Origin of the sequence: Pseudonocardia hydrocarbonoxydans, assembly GCF_006539565.1 — a bacterium.
Lineage (GTDB): Bacteria > Actinomycetota > Actinomycetes > Mycobacteriales > Pseudonocardiaceae > Pseudonocardia > Pseudonocardia hydrocarbonoxydans.
The window spans coordinates 153,461-169,853 of sequence record NZ_BJNG01000025.1; the positions used below are offsets into that span (position 1 = coordinate 153,461).

Sequence of the window (16,393 nt, forward strand, 5' to 3'; positions counted from 1 at the left end):
GTGACCAGCACCGAGACCCCGACCGGCGACCCCATCGAGGGGCTCGTCGGCTTCACCGTCGTGCTGCGCGCCGCGGGCCTGGCGGTCACCACCGACCGCGTGGCCGCCTTCCTCACCGCACTCGACACGCTCGACGTCACCAGCCGCACGCAGACCTACTGGGCGGGCCGGCTCACGCTGTGCTCCGACCCCGACGACCTGCCCCGCTACGACCGCGCCTTCGAGGACTGGTTCACCCCGCCCCGCGGCGGGGGCCGCACCCGCATCGTCGACGAGCGCACGCCGCCGCCGCCGAAGCTGGCCGCGCTGACCCCGTCGACGCAGGAGGGCTCCGACGACGACGACGACGCGGGCGAGACCTCCCAGGTCTTCGCGCGCGCCAGCGGCGAGGAGGTGCTGCGCAACCGCGACCTCGCCGAGCTCACCCCCGCCGAGCGCGAGCACCTGCGCCGGCTGCTCGCGCTGCTGCGCCCGGAGCTGCCGACCCGGCGGTCGCGGCGGCTGCGCCCGGCCCGGCACGGCCCGCCCGACCCGGGCCGCACGCTGCGGGGCGCGCTGCGCGACCACGGCGAGCTGCGCCGCCTGCACCGGCGCGACCACTCGCGCCGGCCGCGCCGGGTCGTCCTGCTCGTCGACGTCTCCGGGTCGATGGAGCCCTACGCCGACGCCCTGCTGCGCTTCGCCCACGTCGTCGTCCGGCGCTCGCCGGGCAGCGTCGAGGCCTTCACCCTGGGCACGCGGCTGACCCGCATCACCCGCGAGCTGCGGATGCGCGACGCCGACCGGGCGCTCGCCGCGGCCGGGAAGGCCATCCCGGACTGGTCGGGCGGCACCCGCCTCGGCGAGGTGATGCGCGCCTTCGTCGACCGGTGGGGGCAGCGCGGCGCGGCCCGGCGTGCGGTCGTCGTCGTCTTCTCCGACGGGTGGGAGCGCGGGGAGACCGACCTGCTGGGGGTGCAGATGTCGAGGCTGCACCGCCTCGCCCATAAACTGGTGTGGGTCAACCCGCACGCGGGCAAACAGGGTTACGCGCCCGTCCAGGGTGGAATAGTCGCGGCCCTGCCGTACTTGGACGACCTGCTGGCCGGGCACAGCCTGGCCACCCTGGAAGAGCTACTCGAGGTGGTTCGGAATGCGTGACGTGCTGGGCAAGCTCGACGAGTGGTGGGCCAAGGGCGAGACCGCCGCACTCGCCACCGTGGTCGGCACCTACAGCTCCGCGCCCCGCCAGGCGGGCGCCTCGATGCTGATCGGGCCCGACGGCGAGGCGGTCGGCAGCGTGTCCGGCGGCTGCGTCGAGGGGGCGGTGTACGAGCTGGGCCAGGAGGTCCTCGCCGAGGGCCGCCCGCTGTTCCAGCGCTACGGCGTGTCCGACGAGGACGCCTTCACCGTCGGCCTGACCTGCGGCGGGATCATCGACATCTTCGTCGAGAAGGTCAACTCCGAGACCTACGCCGAGCTCGGCCGGATCGCCGAGGCGGTCCGCGGCGAGTCCCCCGTCGCCGTCGCCACGGTCATCGCGGGGCCGCACGAGCGCCTCGGCAAGCGGCTCATCGTGTGGCCCGACCACACCGAGGGCGGCACCGGGTCCACCCGGATCGACGACGCCATCCGCGACGACGCCCGCGGCCTGCTCGACGCCGGGCGCAACGGACAGGTCACCTACGGCGTCGACGGCCAGCGCCGCGGCGAGGGGCTGACCGTGTTCGTCGAGTCCTTCGCCCCGCCGCCCCGCATGATCGTGTTCGGCGCGATCGACTTCGCCGCGGCCGTCGCCCGCATCGGCAACTTCCTCGGCTTCCGCGTCACGGTCTGCGACGCGCGGCCGGTGTTCGCCACGGCGTCGCGGTTCCCCGGCGCCAACGAGGTCGTCGTCGAGTGGCCGCACCGCTACCTGCAGGCCGAGGCCGAGGCCGGGCGCATCGACAAGCGCACCGCGCTGTGCGTGCTCACCCACGACCCCAAGTTCGACGTCCCGCTGCTGGAGGTCGCGCTGCGGCTGCCCGAGGTCGCCTACATCGGCGCCATGGGGTCGCGGCGCACCCACGAGGACCGCGAGCAGCGGCTGCGCGAGATCGGCATCACCGACGCGGAGCTGGCGCGCATGTCGTCGCCGATCGGGCTGGACCTCGGCGCGCGCACGCCCGAGGAGACGGCGGTGTCGATCGCCGCGGAGATGATCGCCCAGCACTGGGGCGGCGCCGGGCTGCGCCTGGCCGAGCGCGACGGCCCCATCCACGTCGGCTGATCCTGTCCGGACGGCCAGGCGTGGTCGGGACGCCTGCGGCATCGGTACCACCGGCGCTGCCCGAACGGTGGACACCCGACCCGTCTGCCGCGCCCACTCGACCCGTCCCTCTTGTAACCTCGGTCGCGCTGTGCACCACGTCACCTCAGGTGCACGGGCCGAAGCAATGCAAGGGGGCAATGTGGTCCTCGTCGGAGAAGCCCGCCGGGTAGGCGACTCGGTACTGCTCGCACGACGCAGCCCGGAGCAGCGCACCGAGCGGGAACCGCTGCGCCTGTCGAAGTTCCACGCGCCGGAGATCGTGTTCGGTGAGGGGTCGCTGTCGGAGGCCGCGCACGCCGCGGCGCGCCTCGGGGCCCGGCGGCCGTTCGTCGTCACCGATCCCGGGGTGATGGAGGCGGGCTGGCCCGCCGAGCTGCTCGCGCAGCTCACCGCGGCCGGGCTCGCCCCGCAGGTCTGGCTCGACGTCACGCCCAACCCCAAGGACCACGAGATCGAGGCCGGGTACCAGCGCTACCTCGAGTCGGGCTGCGACGTGGTGCTCGGCATCGGCGGCGGCTCGGTGATCGACGCGGCCAAGGGCGTCGCCCTGCTGGCGGCCAACGGCGGGCGGATCCTCGACTACGAGGGCATCGACCGGATCGCCCACCCGATCCCGCCGCTGATCATGATGCCGACGACGTCGGGCACCGGCGCCGACGTGTCGCAGTTCTGCATCGTCACCGACACCGAGCGGCACACCAAGATCACCATCATGGGCCGGGCGCTGGTCCCGGACGTCTCGGTCGTCGACCCGCGGCTGCTGGTCACCATGCCGGAGTGGCTCAACGCCGCCACCGGCCTCGACGCGCTCACCCACGGCATCGAGGCGTTCGTCTCGCTGGCCCACGGCCCGCTCACCGACCACCACGCGCTGCAGGCGATCTCGCTGGTCAACGGCAACCTGGCCGAGACGATGCTGCGCCCGCGCAATGCCACCGCCCGGTCCCTGATGGCCCAGGCGGCGCTCGAGGCGGGGCTGGCGTTCACCAACGCGATCCTCGGCGCCACCCACGCCATGAGCCACCAGGTCGGCGGGATGCTCGACCTGCCGCACGGCGTCGTCAACGGGGTGCTGCTGCCGCACGTCATCCGCTTCAACGGGGCCGACTCCCCCGAGCGGTTCGTCCCGATCGCGCAGGCCATGGGTCTGGAGCTGCACGGCGCACCGGCCACCGAGGCCGTGTACCTGGTCGCGGAGGCCGTGCGGGAGCTGGGCGACGAGGTCGGCGTGCCGAAGGGCCTGTCCTCGCTCGGCGTCACCGACGCCGACATCCCGCGGCTGGCCCAGCTCACCCTCGGCGACGCCTGCCTGACGACCAACCCGCGCGGTGCGTCGTCCGAGGACATCGAGAGCCTGTTCCGGGCGGCGATGTGACGGGCCGGTGACGGCGTCGACCTGGCCGCCCCGGCGCACACCGCCCCGGACCCGGCCCGATCTCGAGGCGCTCACCGGCCTGCGCTCCGGCAAGCCGCACTACTACCCCGAGTACCGGGTCGCCGCGGAGCGGATGCGCCGGGTCATCCACGCCCTGGAACGGATCTCCGCCGCGCTGATCCGCACGATGGAGGGGTCCGAGGCGCTGGTGCGGGCCGTCGTGGAGGCCGCGGCCAACCACCTCTCGGCCGAGTGGGTGGCGTTCGCGATCGTCGACGGCGAGCTGCCGGACGCCCGTCCACGGTACCTGGTGCGCGGGCCGGACGGTGCGGAGTGGCCGGACCTGGCGACGGTGCCGGTGCGGATCCGCGACCACGTCCGGCACGTCCACGACGGGTCCGTCGAGTCCGGCGAGCACCACCATCCCGCCGAGGTCACCCGCCGGCACCTGCACGTGCCGGTGCGGCTCGACGGGCGGGTCGTCGGGGGGTTCATCGCCTGGACGCCCGAGGAACGCGAGATCGACGACACCGACCAGTCGGTGCTGCGCATCCTGGCCGGCCAGACCGCCGCGGCCCTGCAGAACTGCGCCCTGCACGACCACTCCGCCCGCCTCTACGCCCACGCCACCCGGCAGGCCGACGACCTCAAGGCCCGCAACGACCAGCTCGTCGCCACGCAGGCCGAGCTGGGCGCGGCCCGCCAGCGCGAGGTGCTCGACGTCGAGCGGCACCGGATCGCCCGCGAGCTGCACGACAGCGTCACCCAGTACGCGCTCTCGGCCGGCATGCACATCGAGCTGGTCCGCTCCGAGATCGACGACGAGCGGCTGCGCGGGCAGCTCGACACCGCCAAGGACCTCACCCGCCGCGCCGTCGAGCAGCTGCGCTCGGCGATCTACGCCCTCAACGAGCGCGACGGCTGCGCCGACGAGGACCTGCCGTCGATGCTGCGGCGCCTGTCGGGTGTGCACATGCCCGACGAGCTGCGCGTCGAGGTGCGGATCGGGGGCAAGCCGCTGGCGCTGCCCGCCGACTGCGAGCAGTCGCTGTTCCGGATCGCCGGCGAGGCCCTGTTCAACACCGCGGTGCACGCCGACGCGAGCCGGGCCGTGGTGCGGCTCGCCTACACCTGCCGCCAGGTCCGGCTGACGATCTCCGACGACGGCCGCGGCAGCCCCGACGCCGTCCGCCGCAGCCTCCGCGCCAGCGTCGCCACCCCGTCCGGTGAGCACCGCGGGCTGGTCAACATGCAGACGCGGGCCCGCGAGCTGGGCGGTTCGCTCACGTTCCGCCGGGCCCGGCTCGGAGGTCTCCAGGTCCAGGTCGAGGTGCCCGTACCGGGCGAGGGGAATCCGTCGTGAACGCCACCATCCGTACCGAGGCACCCACCCGCGCGCGGCCGATGCCGACCCGGATCGTGCTGGTCGACGACCACTCGATCATGCGCCAGGGTCTGCGCGCGGTGCTGGAACGCGAGGACGACCTGCGCGTCGTCGGGGAGGCGGGCACCCCCGCCGACGCCATCGCCGCCGTCGCCGCGTCCCGGCCGCACGTCGTGCTGCTCGACCTCAAGCTCACCGCGGGCCCGCAGACCGACGGCCTCGACGTCTGCCGCAGGCTGTGCGCCGCCCACCCCGGCCTCGGCGTGCTGGTGCTGACGACGTTCGCCGAGGACCGGCTCGTCGTCGAGTCGGTGCAGGCCGGTGCGCGCGGGTACGTCGTCAAGGACGTCGACACCACCGAGCTGGTGCGCGCCATCCGCGCCGTCTCGCGCGGGGAGAGCGCCTTCGACGCCCGCAGCGCGTCGGCGATGGTGCGGTCGCTCTCCGGCGGCGTCCCGGACCGGGAGCGGCTCACCGAGCGCGAGCTCGACGTCCTGCGGCTGCTGGCCCGCGGCCTGTCCAACCGGGCCATCGGCGCGGAGCTGTTCATCTCCGAGACCACCGTGAAGTTCCACGTCGGCAACCTCATGCGCAAGCTGATGGTCAGCCGCCGCGCCGAGGCCGTCTACGCCGCCACCAAACTCGGCCTGCTCTGACCACCGCCACCCGCCCGCCGGGTGGCAGCGGCCGCGACGTGCGCGCGTCGGGCGGGCGGGGAGCGGCGGGGCGGGGAGCGGGGTGGCCGCACGCGGTGTCCGAGCCCGGTCGCCGCGGATACGCTGCGCGGCCATGCGCCCCTACGCCGAGCGACCCGTCCGCATGGCGCTCCAGATCCTGGCCGACGTCCTCGCGATCGCATGGGTGGTCCTCGTCGTCAACGCGGCGCTGGCGGCGCGGGCGCTGGTCAACGGCCTCCAGGGGCCGGCGATGACGCTGGCCGACGCCGGTGACGCCGTCCGCGGGGCCTTCGCCGGTGCCGCCGACACCGCGCGCGGGGTGCCGTTCGTCGGCGAGGACCTGGCCCGGGCGCTGGGGGCGGGGACGGGCGCCGGGGAGTCGCTGGCCACTGCCGGGCGGGAGCAGGTGGCGGCGGTGGCCACCGCGGCGACGGGCACGGCCGTCGCGATCGTCGTCATCGGCGCGGTGCCCGTGGTGGTGCTCTGGCTGACGCTGCGCGTCCGCTGGATCCTCGCGGCCCGCTCCGCGCGCACCGCCCGCACCGTCGCGCCCGACCTGCTCGCCCTGCGTGCCCTCACCCGCGCGCCGGTGCGCCGGCTGCTGGCCGTGACCCCCGACCCCGCGGCGGCCTGGCGCCACGAGGACCGCCCGGCCCTGTACCGGCTGGCCGAGCTGGAGCTCGCGGGCCTGGGCCTGCGGGCCCCCTCCGCGCCGCCGGCGCCCCCCGCGCCACCGGCGCCACCGGCGCCACCGGCGTGAGCGGATCTCAGCCGGTCACCGTGATCGCCTTGTCGTCGGTGAGGACGGGCCGGCCCTCGCCGCCGGACGGGTCGTCCTCGGTGATCCGCACGACGTACTCGCCCGGCTCCAGCTCGACGGTGAACGAGAACGGCGCGAACACCTGCCCCTCCGCGGTGCTCGTGAAGCCCTCCTGCACGACCGCGCCGTCGCGCAGCACGACCCACGGCACGGTGGCCTCGAAGACGGCGGCCTCGCCCGTCACCTCGACCGGCCCGGAGACCACGGCGCCGTCGGCGGGCGCGTCGATCTGCACCAGCGACCGGGTGGCGTACTGGTCGGCGCGGCGCACCGGGTCGGCCGTGGACACCGCGCCGAACAGCTCCTCCACCGGCTCGCCGTCGAGCAGGATCCGCACGGGATCGGTCGACTGCAGCGCGCCCTGCACGGTGTAGACGAGCTGCTGCACCGTCAGCTCGGCGCCCGCGGACCCCACCTGGGCCCCGGGCGTCACGCCCGCGAGGTCGACGGTGATCACCCCGCCCGCGGCCTCGACGGGCGCGCGCAGCGACGTGCCGGACGGCCAGAGGGTGCGGTAGTCGGGGTCGACGGCGCCCGCGAACATCTCGCGCACCGCGTCGCTCGCCGGGTCGGCGGTCTCGACGCGGTGGAACTCCCGGAACAGCCGGGGGCCCGCGGCCGTCTCCGCCACGTAGTAGACGGGCAGGGCCCGGCCCGTCGCCGTCGGGCCCGGGGTGGGGGCAGGCGCCGGGCCCGGCCCGGCGGGCACCGGCGCGGGACCGGAACACCCGGCCATCAGCAGCACCACCACCAGCGCGACGATCCACCGCACGGCGCCCACCTCCTCGTCCACCCCGGCGAGCCCCCAGGTTCCGCCCCCACGCCGCGAGTCGCCACTGTCCCGCCCGCGAGTCGCCCACATCCGCACCGACCGGGTGGGGCACGCTGCTGTCCATGCCGTTGTTCTCGTTCGAAGGGCGCTCCCCCACCGTGCACCCCGAGGCGTTCGTCGCGCCGACCGCCACCCTCGTCGGCGACGTGCGCGTCGAGGCGCACGCCTCGATCTGGTACGGCGCGGTGCTGCGCGCCGACTTCGGGCCGATCATCGTGCGGGAGGGGGCGAACGTGCAGGACGGCTGCGTGCTGCACGGCGGCGACGACCCGGTCACCGAGATCGGTGCGGGGGCCACGATCGGGCACCTGTGCGTCGTGCACGGCTGCGTCATCGGCGAGGAGGCCCTGATCGGCAACGGATCGACCATCCAGGACGGGGCCCGGATCGGCGCGCGCTGCCTGGTGGGCGCGGGCGCCACGGTGCCGCCGAACACCGTCGTCCCGGACGGGCGGCTGGTGCTGGGGCCCGTCGCGCGGGAGAAGGGGCCGCTCACCGAGACGGCCCGCTGGTGGGTCGAGGGCAACCCGCAGATCTACCGCGACCTCGCGCGCCGCCACCGCGACGGGGTGCGGCCCGTTGGGTGACGAGCACGACCGGGCGGTCGAGCGGCTCGAACACGAGGTCAGCATGCTGCTGCGGCGCTCCCGCAGCGTCCTGCGCACGCTCGCGACGCGCCTGCACCCCGACGTCGACGCGGCGAGCTACGCGGTGCTGCTGGTCATCGCGCGCCGGGCGCCGCTGCGGCTGGTCGACCTCGCCGAGGAGTTCGGGCTCGACAAGTCGACGATGAGCCGGCAGGTCTCGTCGCTGCTGGGCCTCGGGCTCGTCCGGCGCCGCCCCGATCCCCTCGACGGGCGCGCGTTCCTGCTGGAGCTGGCCGACGAGGGCCGCGCCCGGCTCGACGAGGTCTCGCGCGCGCGTCACGAGGAGTGGCGGACGCGGCTGGCGTCCTGGTCGGCGGAGGACGTCGGCACCCTCGCCGACGGCCTGGGCCGGCTCGCGGCGACCCTGAACCCGCCGGAGGCGGACACATAGGTTGCATGTCGCAACCATGTTCCATATAGTTGTCGTATGCATACGACCTCGGCGGGCGACGACGCGGTCGACGAGCTGGCCGACGCCGTCACCTGCCTGGTCCGGTCGTGGCGCGGCGCCGGGCGGCGGGTCCCGCACTCCGCCCACTCGACGCTGGCCCTGCTGCAGCTCGCCGGCCTCCTCGACGACGGCGAGCACCGCATCGGCGAGATCGCCGGGCTCCGGGGCGTCGACCAGTCGGTGGTGAGCCGTCAGGTCGGTGAGCTCGCGGCCCGGGGGCTCGCCCGCCGCCGCCCCGACCCGGCCGACCGCCGCGCCGGCCTCGTCTCGCTCACCGCGGACGGCCACGCCCTCGTCGAGCGGGCCCGGCACCTCAAGCGCGACCTGGTGCGCGGCGCGCTGCGCCGGTGCGAGCCGGGCGACGTGCACACCGTGGCCCGGCTGGTCCTCGGCCTCGCCGAGGAGATCGACGCCCGCACGGGCGAGCTCGCCGCGCTGTCCTGAACCCGCACCCCCAGAAGGAAGACCGACATGACCACCACCGCCCCCGTCGCGGCCGAACCGGTGCGCAGCAGGCGCGAGGTGCTCACGGCACTGTCCGGGCTGCTGCTCGGCCTGTTCATCGCGATCCTGTCCAGCACGATCGTCGCCAACGCCCTGCCGACGATCGTCGCGGACCTGCACGGCGACCAGACCGGCTACACCTGGGTCGTCACCGCCACCCTGCTGACGACCACCGCCTCGACCCCGATCTGGGGCAAGCTCGCCGACCTGTTCAGCAAGAAGCTGCTGGTCCAGGCGGCCATCGTGATCTTCGTGATCACCTCGATCGGGGCCGGGCTGGCCGGCTCGATGGGCGAGCTGATCGCCTGGCGCGCCGGGCAGGGCCTGGGCGCGGGCGGCCTGCAGGCGCTGGCGCAGGTCGTCATCGCGGCGCTGATCCCGCCCCGCGAGCGGGGCCGCTACTCCGGCTACCTCGGCGCCGTGCTGGCCGCCGCCACCGTGTCGGGCCCGCTGGCCGGCGGGCTGCTCGTCAGCACCCCCGCGCTCGGCTGGCGCTGGACGTTCTTCATCGGCGTGCCGATCGGCCTCGTCGCGCTGGCCGTCCTGCAGAAGACCCTGCACGTGCCGACGATCCGGCGCGAGGTGCACCTGGACTACCTCGGGGCCGCGCTGATCTCCGGCGGCGTCTCGGCGCTGCTGATCTGGATCTCGCTGGCCGGTTCGCAGTTCGCCTGGGGCTCGACGGTGTCGCTGACGCTCGCCGGGCTCGGCCTCGCCGCGCTCGTCGCGGCGGTGTTCGTGGAGCTGCGCGCGACGGAGCCGGTCGTCCCGATGTCGCTGTTCCGGGAGCGCACCGTCGTGCTGTCGGTGGTGGCGAGCCTGGTGGTCGGCGTCGTCATGTTCGGCTCCACGGTGTACCTCGGCCAGTACTTCCAGGTCGCCCGCTCCTACGACCCGACGACGGCCGGGCTGCTCACGCTCCCGCTGGTCGGCGGGCTGGTGCTGGCCTCGACGGGGTCCGGGCAGCTGATCAGCCGCTTCGGGCGCTGGAAGGCCTACCTCGTCGCCGGCGCGGCGCTGATGACCACCGGGCTCGGCCTGCTCGCCACCATCGACCACAACACCCCCGTGCCCCGGATCGGGGTGTTCCTCGCGGTGCTCGGGCTCGGGATCGGCATGAGCATGCAGAACCTCGTGCTGGCCGTGCAGAACACCGTCGACGTGCGCGACGTCGGCGCCGCGAGCTCGCTCGTCGCGTTCCTGCGGTCGCTGGGCGGGACGGTCGGCGTCACGATCCTGGGGGTGGTGCTCGACGCCCGCGTCACGGCACTGAGCGGGACGTCGTCGGGCCTCGGGGGGCTCGCCACCGACTCGCCCGCCGAGGCCGCGGCCGTCCGGGCCGCCTACGGCGACGGGCTGGCGCTGGTCTTCGGCATCGCGGCGATCGCGTCCCTGGTGACGCTGGCGGCGGTGCTGGCGATCCGCGAGGTGCCGCTGCGGACGACGGTCGGGCCGGCGCCGGAGCCCGCCGGATCGGACGCTCCCCGAAGCGACGGCGACCGGACGGCCGGCGACCGGCCCGAGCCCGGCCGGACCGACGCGCCGCGCCCGCTCGAGCGGAGGACGGTCGCGGCCGGAGCGCCCCGCACCGAGGCCCGGGACCGACTGCTCGCCGTACTGCTGCCCCGGCCCCAGGAGGCCCTGCGCGCGCTCGACGACATCGATGCCGCCCAGCGCGACCTCCGGGAGACCCGGGACCGCATGGACGCCTCCCTGGCCCGGCTGCGCGCGATCGGCCTCGACGAGCACCAGCTCGGTCGGGTCGTCGGCACCCGGCCGTGATCGGCAGGAGTGGCCGGACGGTGTCGCCGGTGACACCGCCCGACCACTCCCGGCGATCACGAGGCTCGGCCCCCGGCGCCGAGGGCACCTGCCGGGCCGGGGTTCGCGCGGGCCTCAGCCGTCGAGGTCGGGTGACGAGGCCCGGGCCCAGTAGCGCCGCGGGATCCGGCCCGCGCCGTGCGCCGCCCGGCCCGCCTCCACCCCGAGCCGCATCGCGTGGGCCATCCGCTCCGGGTCGGCGGCGCGGGTGACGGCGGTGGCCAGCAGCACGGCGTCGCAGCCCAGCTCCATCGCCTGCGCCGCCTCCGACGCGGTGCCGATCCCCGCGTCGAGGACCACCGGCACGCCCGCCGCCTCCACGATCATCGCGATGTTGTGCGGGTTGCGGATGCCCAGGCCGGTGCCGATCGGCGAGCCCAGCGGCATGACGGCCGCGCACCCGACCTGCTCCAGCTTCCGGGCGAGCACGGGGTCGTCGTTGGTGTAGGGCAGCACCGTGAACCCGTCGTCGACGAGCTGCTCGGCGGCGTCGAGGAGCTCGATGGGATCGGGGAGCAGCGTGCGCTCGTCGGCGACGACCTCCAGCTTCACCAGGTCGGTCTCCAGCGCCTCCCTGGCCAGCCGCGCGGTGAGCACGGCCTCGGCGGCGGTGCGGCAGCCCGCGGTGTTGGGCAGGACCGCGATGCCGAGGCGGCGCAGCAGCTCGAGCACGCCGGTGCCGGTGGCGGCGTCGACGCGGCGCATCGCCACGGTCGTCAACGACGTGCCGGACGCGAGCAGCGCCCGCTCCAGGACCTCCAGGTTGGCCGCACCCCCGGTGCCCATGATCAACCGCGACGCGATCTCCAGATCGCCGATGACGAGTGGGTCGTCCACGGTCAGCCTCCCTGCACGGCGGTGAGCACCTCGACGCGGGCGCCGTCGGCGAGGGCGGTGTCGGCCCAGTCGGCCCGGCGCACGACCGAGCCGTCGACGGCCACGGCGACGCCGGTGCGCGGCACGCCGAGGGCGTCGAGGGCGTCGAGCACGGACGCCCCGGCGGCCAGCTCGGCGGCCTCGCCGTTGAGGTACACGGTCACGCGGTCACTCCCTGGAATCGGGTCGGGTCGGCGTCGACGGGGCCCGGCTCGCCGCGGAGCAGGCCGAGCACGGCGTCGGCGGTGAGCGGGGCGAGCAGCATCCCGTTGCGGCCGTGGCCGGTGGCGACGAGCAGCCCCGCGGGGCCGGGCGCGCCGATCAGCGGGCGGTTGTCCGGCGTGCCGGGGCGCAGTCCGGCCGCGGCCTCCCGCAACGCGTACTCGGCGATGCCGGGCAGCACGCGCTCGGCGTCGCGCAGCAGGTCGCGCACCCCGCCGACGGTGACCTCGGTGTCGAAGCCGGTCTCGGTCTGGGTGGCCCCGACGACCAGCCCACCGGCGTCGCGCGGCACGACGTACACGGGGCGCCCGTCGACCAGCGCGCGGACCGTCCGCCGCGGCGGCGGGAACGCCCCCGGCCGGTGCGCGAGCCGCAGGATCTCGCCCTTGACCGGGCGCACCAGGCCGTCGAGGACGGGGTGCAGGGAGCCGGAATGGGCCCCGGCGGTGACGAGCACGGTGGTGGCGGGCCGGACGACCCCGTCCACGAGCACGCCCGACACCCGCTGCCCGTCGTCGACGACCGCCTGCACCGCCCGCGCGACGAACCCCACCCCGGACGCCGCGGCGGCGCGGCGCAGCGCGGCGAGCAGCTCCCGGTTGTCGACGGCGAGGTCGCCGGGCACGGAGAGCCCGCCGCGGACGTCGGGGCCGATCGCGGGCTCCAGCCGCCGCAGCTCGCGCCCGGAGAGCCGCTCGACGTCCCGGCCCAGGCGGGACAGGTGCGCGGCGACGGCGTCGAGCTCGGCGCGGTCGCCCGCCCCGGTGGCGGCCACCACGGTGCCCTCGGTGCGCAGCCCGCACGGGCCGAGGTCGGCGGCGAACCCCGGCCAGCGGCGCAGCGACTCGACGCCCAGGTCGAGCAGCTGCTCCTCACCGGGCCAGGCCTCCGTGACGGGGGCGAGCATGCCGCCCGCCACCCAGGACGACCCCGACGCCGGGGCCGGGTCGAGCACCGTGACCCGCCACCCGGCACGGGCCGCCCGCCAGGCGCAGGACAGGCCGATCACGCCCGCGCCGATCACCGTCAGTTCCTGCATACTCCCCGCTCCCTGCGCCGGCATGACCCGGATCAGGTTCGACGGTCGGGATCCGCGGATCCCCTCTCAGCCCCACCGGGGCTCCCGTGCGTCACCTGTCGGCCAGCCTACGCTCACAGATGTGCCCGGACTCGATGGTGACGCCCTGCGCGCTCGGCTGCACGACGCGCGCCTCTACCTCTGCACGCCCGACCGCCCGGACCTCGCGGAGTTCGCCGACGCCGCGCTGGCCGGCGGCGTCGACGTGATCCAGCTGCGGGAGAAGGGCATGGAGGCGCGCGCCGAGCTCGCCGCGCTGGAGGTGCTCGCCGAGGCCTGCGCGCGGCACGGGGCCCTGCTCGCGGTGAACGACCGCGCCGACGTCGCGCTGGCCTCGGGTGCCGACGTGCTCCACCTCGGGCAGGACGACCTCCCGGTGGGCTGGGCGCGCCGGATCGTCGGTGACGACGTCGTGGTCGGGCGCTCCTCGCACAGCGCCGACGAGACGCTGGCGGCGGCCGAGGAGCCCGGCGTCGACTACTTCTGCGTGGGCCCGTGCTGGCCGACCCCGACCAAGCCGGGCCGTCCGGCGCCGGGGCTCGGCCTGGTCGGGACCGTCGCCGGCCGCGCACCGGCGCGCCCGTGGTTCGCCATCGGCGGCATCGACCACGAGCGGATCTCCGAGGTGCTCGACGCGGGCGCCACCCGGATCGTGGTCGTGCGGGCGATCACCGAGGCCGAGGACCCGGAGGCCGCGGCGATGGCACTGGCCGCACGCCTGCCCTGATCCTGGCCGGCGTCACGGCTGCGTCGGCGACGGCAGCAGGTCCGTGAGACCGCGGTCCCCGGGGGTGGGGCCCGGCTCCGGCGTGGCCGTCGGGTCGGTGCTCGCCGTGCCGCCGGTGTCCTGCTCGGTGGACGGCGGCGGCTCGGCGGCATCCTCGGGTGCGCCCCCGGCCGCGTCGTCCCCGGCCGCGTCGTCCCCGGCCGGGGCCTCCTCCGCCGGGACGTCCGCCGGCGGGTCCTGCGCGCCGGCGCCCGGGGTGACCACCCGGCCGACCGAGGTACCGGTCTGGCCGGTGGTGAGGCTGGAGCCGTTCGCCCACTCCAGCCCGGTGACCGCGAGCAGGCCCAGCACGAACACCACCACCGCACCCGCGACGGCCCGGCGCCACGGGCGGCGCGGCGGCGGGACCGGGGCGAGGACCACGGTCTCGGCGTCGGAGGCACCGCGCTGCCCGGGCACCACCGGCCGGATGCGGGCGACGACGGTGTCGCGGGTGCGGTCCAGGGAGCGCTGGTAGAGCGTGGTCGCCACCGTGCTCGCGACGGAGCCGATCGCCGCGCCCGCGACGGTGCCCGCGGCCCCCAGGTAGGACCCCAGCACCGCGGCGGTCGCCGCGGCCCCCGCCCCGGCGATGACCTTGTTCACCGTCAGGTCGGGCGCCCTGGGCGGCGCCGCGACCTCGATCGTGGGCGGCTCGGGCGGGGCAGCGGTGTGGCGGGACATGGCTCCGTTCGCGTTCCTGGTCGGGTGAGGTGTCACCCTGTCCAGCGAACCGATCATCTGAATCGTTTCCGATGATCACGGGGCAGTGGCGACGTTCACTCCGGACGGGGGCGCGACCGCTCCGCGGGATGCCGGATCCCGCCGTGGCCCGCCGGCAGCGCGGACCGCACCAGCGGCCACGACAGCGCGACGCAGACCGCGACGAGCGGCCAGGTCAGCACGGTCTGGGCGATGCCGAGGGCCACCACGGCGTCGGCGAAGTAGAGCGGCAGGAACACCGCGAGCCGCACGACGTACTGCAGCACCCACGCCCAGCTCGCGCGCTGGTAGCCGCGCAGCAGGTCGGGATCGCGGCGCCAGCGCGCCTGCTGCCCGAGCGCCGTGCCCACGATCAGCCCCAGCAGCGGCCAGCGCACGACGATCGACACCGCCCACGCCAGCGCGCTGACGGCGTTGCCGAGCAGCCGGACCAGGAAGAAGTCGGCGGCCCGGCCGGTCGCCAGCGCCACGATCACCGCCACCGTGACGCCGAGGAGCCCGAACACGACGGCCCGGGGCCGACCGCCCGCGCGCAGCCGCACCACCCCGACGGCACCCGCGGCGAGCACCGCCGCCCCGCCGCCCCACACGACCGGCTGCCCCGGCCAGCCCAGCGCGCCCGCCGCAGCCCAGGCGAGGACGAACGCCGCGACCGGCACCGTCGCGTCGACGGCGCCACCACGGCCACCGAGCAGTTCGGTCAGTGACGGTTCGGGGGAGGTCACCTGCTGAGGGTGCCCTATGGACACGGATCGATCACCGGGGCTGGCGCGCATCGTCACCGATGGGTGATCCTGGGATGACCTTCATCCGTCCGCCGGGTGGAGTCGACGTGAACAGGAGGCGGTGGTCATGGACACCTGGAACAGCTTCGTGGCGATCGGCGACAGCTTCACCGAAGGTCTCGACGACTGGCGGCCCGACGGCACCCCGAGGGGCTGGGCCGACCGCGTCGCCGAGCACGTGGCGGCCGGGCGGCCGGGCTTCCGCTACGCCAACCTCGCGGTGCGCGGCAAGCTGCTCGACCAGATCGTCGCCGACCAGATCCCGGTCGCGGAGCGCCTGCGGCCCGACCTGGTGGCGTTCTGCGCGGGCGGCAACGACCTGATCCGCTTCTCCTGCGACATCGACGACCTCGCCGCCCGGTTCGACGCCGCGCTCGGCCGGCTCACCGCCACCGGCGCCGAGGTGTTCATCTTCACCGGGTTCGACCTGGGCCGCATGCACCCGCTGATCCGCCGCCTGCGCGGCCGCGTCGCCTGCTTCAACGAGTCCATGCGGGCCGCCGCGGAGCGCCACGGCGCGCACGTCGTCGACCTGTGGGGGATGGCCCCGCTGGCCGACCCCCGCGCGTGGGGTCCCGACCGGCTGCACCTGCGCCCCGACGCGCACCGCCGCGTGGCGCTGCGGGTGCTGGAGACGCTCGGTCAGCCCGTCAGCGAGGACTGGCGCGTCCCGGCGCCCGACGCCGACCCGCTGACCTGGCGCGCCCGTCAGGCCGAGGACCTGAGGTGGATGCGCGAGTTCGCGATGCCGTTCGTCCGCAGGCGGATCCAGGGCAGGCGCACCGGCGACGGGTTCGTGCCGAAGCGGCCCGACCTGTCGCCCCTCGACGTCGGCTGAGCCACGGCGGCACCCGCGGGTGCTGCCGCCCCGGCGTCAGACCGGTGCCACCGTGCGGGCCGCGACGTGCGCGGGCCGCGGCGCCGGGGCCGAGAACGGCTCCTCGAGCCGGTTCTCGACGCTGTTGAAGACCACGAAGATGTTCGAGCGTGGGTACGGCGTGATGTTGCCGCCCGAGCCGTGCATGCAGTTGGAGTCGAACAGCGTGGCCGAGCCCGCGGACCCGGTGATCATCGAGATCCCGTGCCGGTCGGCCATCGAGGTCAGGGTCTCCTGGTCGGGGGTGCCGACCTCCTGCTCCTTG

Annotated in this window: 19 protein-coding genes and 1 riboswitch; of the genes, 12 read left to right on the forward strand and 7 right to left on the reverse strand. The window is 75.6% G+C overall.

What is annotated here, in order from left to right; genetic code table 11:
* The 6 genes from PHY01_RS15870 to PHY01_RS15895 all read left to right on the forward strand — a co-directional run bounded on the left by PHY01_RS15870 (position 1) and on the right by PHY01_RS15895 (position 6,486).
* Positions 1 to 1,140, forward strand: a complete 1,140-nt coding sequence (locus PHY01_RS15870) for a vWA domain-containing protein (RefSeq protein ID WP_141279442.1) — start codon at positions 1 to 3, stop codon at positions 1,138 to 1,140.
* A complete protein-coding gene (locus PHY01_RS15875; protein ID WP_141279444.1) occupies positions 1,133 to 2,248 on the forward strand; it encodes an XdhC family protein in 1,116 nt (371 codons plus the stop codon). Before PHY01_RS15870 ends, PHY01_RS15875 begins: the two co-directional genes overlap by 8 nt.
* A gap of 181 nt (positions 2,249 to 2,429) precedes the next feature.
* Positions 2,430 to 3,665, forward strand: a complete 1,236-nt coding sequence (locus tag PHY01_RS15880; RefSeq protein WP_246085928.1) for an iron-containing alcohol dehydrogenase — start codon at positions 2,430 to 2,432, stop codon at positions 3,663 to 3,665.
* Between the two features lie 7 nt (positions 3,666 to 3,672).
* On the forward strand, positions 3,673 to 5,028 hold the full coding sequence (locus tag PHY01_RS15885) for a MadS family sensor histidine kinase (protein ID WP_281283644.1): 1,356 nt from the start codon (positions 3,673 to 3,675) through the stop codon (positions 5,026 to 5,028).
* Between the two features lie 41 nt (positions 5,029 to 5,069).
* Entirely contained in the window at positions 5,070 to 5,705 is a 636-nt protein-coding gene (locus tag PHY01_RS15890; RefSeq protein WP_141279499.1) for a MadR family response regulator transcription factor, read from the forward strand.
* Between the two features lie 133 nt (positions 5,706 to 5,838).
* Positions 5,839 to 6,486 carry a hypothetical protein gene (locus PHY01_RS15895; protein ID WP_141279448.1) on the forward strand — a complete coding sequence of 216 codons (648 nt, stop codon included), beginning with the start codon at positions 5,839 to 5,841 and terminating at the stop codon, positions 6,484 to 6,486.
* 7 nt (positions 6,487 to 6,493) lie between these two features.
* Here the strand turns inward: PHY01_RS15895 and PHY01_RS15900 are convergent, their stop codons facing one another.
* The gene (locus tag PHY01_RS15900) at positions 6,494 to 7,339 is read right to left on the reverse strand and encodes a Gmad2 immunoglobulin-like domain-containing protein (protein WP_170183832.1); all 846 of its coding nucleotides are present in this window, start codon (positions 7,337 to 7,339) and stop codon (positions 6,494 to 6,496) included.
* 101 nt (positions 7,340 to 7,440) lie between these two features.
* Between PHY01_RS15900 and PHY01_RS15905 the strand changes: the two genes are divergently transcribed.
* Genes PHY01_RS15905 through PHY01_RS15920 form a run of 4 tightly spaced genes read left to right on the forward strand, consistent with a single transcriptional unit; the run spans position 7,441 to position 10,762 of the window.
* Positions 7,441 to 7,965, forward strand: coding sequence for a gamma carbonic anhydrase family protein (locus PHY01_RS15905; protein ID WP_141279452.1), 525 nt, complete (start codon positions 7,441 to 7,443; stop codon positions 7,963 to 7,965).
* A complete protein-coding gene (locus tag PHY01_RS15910; RefSeq protein WP_218030178.1) occupies positions 7,958 to 8,416 on the forward strand; it encodes a MarR family winged helix-turn-helix transcriptional regulator in 459 nt (152 codons plus the stop codon). Before PHY01_RS15905 ends, PHY01_RS15910 begins: the two co-directional genes overlap by 8 nt.
* A 36-nt stretch (positions 8,417 to 8,452) precedes the next feature.
* Complete coding sequence (locus PHY01_RS15915) at positions 8,453 to 8,920, forward strand: MarR family transcriptional regulator (protein WP_141279454.1); 468 nt, start codon at positions 8,453 to 8,455, stop codon at positions 8,918 to 8,920.
* A 27-nt stretch (positions 8,921 to 8,947) separates the two neighbouring features.
* Positions 8,948 to 10,762 (forward strand): MFS transporter, encoded by a 1,815-nt coding sequence (locus tag PHY01_RS15920; protein WP_141279456.1) that lies wholly within the window; start codon positions 8,948 to 8,950, stop codon positions 10,760 to 10,762.
* A 114-nt stretch (positions 10,763 to 10,876) separates the two neighbouring features.
* Here PHY01_RS15920 and PHY01_RS15925 read toward each other — a convergent pair whose 3' ends face one another.
* The 3 genes from PHY01_RS15925 to thiO form a co-directional block, all read right to left on the reverse strand.
* On the reverse strand, positions 10,877 to 11,638 hold the full coding sequence (locus PHY01_RS15925; protein WP_141279458.1) for a thiazole synthase: 762 nt from the start codon (positions 11,636 to 11,638) through the stop codon (positions 10,877 to 10,879).
* 2 nt (positions 11,639 to 11,640) lie between these two features.
* Positions 11,641 to 11,841 carry a sulfur carrier protein ThiS gene (thiS, locus tag PHY01_RS15930; protein ID WP_141279460.1) on the reverse strand — a complete coding sequence of 67 codons (201 nt, stop codon included), beginning with the start codon at positions 11,839 to 11,841 and terminating at the stop codon, positions 11,641 to 11,643.
* Entirely contained in the window at positions 11,838 to 12,938 is a 1,101-nt protein-coding gene (gene thiO / locus PHY01_RS15935; RefSeq protein WP_141279462.1) for a glycine oxidase ThiO, read from the reverse strand. Before thiO ends, thiS begins: the two co-directional genes overlap by 4 nt.
* Positions 12,931 to 13,036: riboswitch (TPP riboswitch) on the reverse strand. It overlaps the preceding gene by 8 nt.
* 23 nt (positions 13,037 to 13,059) lie before the next feature.
* On the opposite strand from thiO, the gene thiE reads away from it, so the two are divergent.
* Complete coding sequence (gene thiE / locus PHY01_RS15940) at positions 13,060 to 13,704, forward strand: thiamine phosphate synthase (protein WP_141279464.1); 645 nt, start codon at positions 13,060 to 13,062, stop codon at positions 13,702 to 13,704.
* 12 nt (positions 13,705 to 13,716) lie between these two features.
* On the opposite strand, the gene PHY01_RS15945 is transcribed toward thiE, so the two are convergent.
* Positions 13,717 to 14,427 (reverse strand): hypothetical protein, encoded by a 711-nt coding sequence (locus PHY01_RS15945; RefSeq protein ID WP_141279466.1) that lies wholly within the window; start codon positions 14,425 to 14,427, stop codon positions 13,717 to 13,719.
* Positions 14,428 to 14,522: 95 nt separating this feature from the next.
* Complete coding sequence (locus PHY01_RS15950) at positions 14,523 to 15,242, reverse strand: DUF3159 domain-containing protein (RefSeq protein ID WP_141279502.1); 720 nt, start codon at positions 15,240 to 15,242, stop codon at positions 14,523 to 14,525.
* Between the two features lie 76 nt (positions 15,243 to 15,318).
* Between PHY01_RS15950 and PHY01_RS15955 the strand changes: the two genes are divergently transcribed.
* Entirely contained in the window at positions 15,319 to 16,089 is a 771-nt protein-coding gene (locus tag PHY01_RS15955; protein WP_141279468.1) for an SGNH/GDSL hydrolase family protein, read from the forward strand.
* A 36-nt stretch (positions 16,090 to 16,125) separates the two neighbouring features.
* Here the strand turns inward: PHY01_RS15955 and PHY01_RS15960 are convergent.
* On the reverse strand, positions 16,126 to 16,393 hold a 268-nt coding region (locus PHY01_RS15960; protein ID WP_174824125.1), incomplete at its 5' end, for a phytanoyl-CoA dioxygenase family protein.

Excerpts from the sequence above, each read along its gene's own strand:
- PHY01_RS15875 (WP_141279444.1), top strand. The coding sequence starts at position 1,133 with ATGCGTGACGTGCTGGGCAAGCTCGACGAGTGGTGGGCCAAGGGCGAG.
- PHY01_RS15890 (WP_141279499.1), top strand. The coding sequence starts at position 5,070 with ATGCCGACCCGGATCGTGCTGGTCGACGACCACTCGATCATGCGCCAG.
- PHY01_RS15895 (WP_141279448.1), top strand. The coding sequence starts at position 5,839 with ATGCGCCCCTACGCCGAGCGACCCGTCCGCATGGCGCTCCAGATCCTG.
- PHY01_RS15905 (WP_141279452.1), top strand. The coding sequence starts at position 7,441 with ATGCCGTTGTTCTCGTTCGAAGGGCGCTCCCCCACCGTGCACCCCGAG.
- PHY01_RS15915 (WP_141279454.1), top strand. The coding sequence starts at position 8,453 with ATGCATACGACCTCGGCGGGCGACGACGCGGTCGACGAGCTGGCCGAC.
- PHY01_RS15920 (WP_141279456.1), top strand. The coding sequence starts at position 8,948 with ATGACCACCACCGCCCCCGTCGCGGCCGAACCGGTGCGCAGCAGGCGC.
- thiO (WP_141279462.1), bottom strand. The coding sequence starts at position 12,938 with ATGCAGGAACTGACGGTGATCGGCGCGGGCGTGATCGGCCTGTCCTGC.
- PHY01_RS15945 (WP_141279466.1), bottom strand. The coding sequence starts at position 14,427 with ATGTCCCGCCACACCGCTGCCCCGCCCGAGCCGCCCACGATCGAGGTC.
- PHY01_RS15950 (WP_141279502.1), bottom strand. The coding sequence starts at position 15,242 with ATGCGCGCCAGCCCCGGTGATCGATCCGTGTCCATAGGGCACCCTCAG.
- PHY01_RS15955 (WP_141279468.1), top strand. The coding sequence starts at position 15,319 with ATGGACACCTGGAACAGCTTCGTGGCGATCGGCGACAGCTTCACCGAA.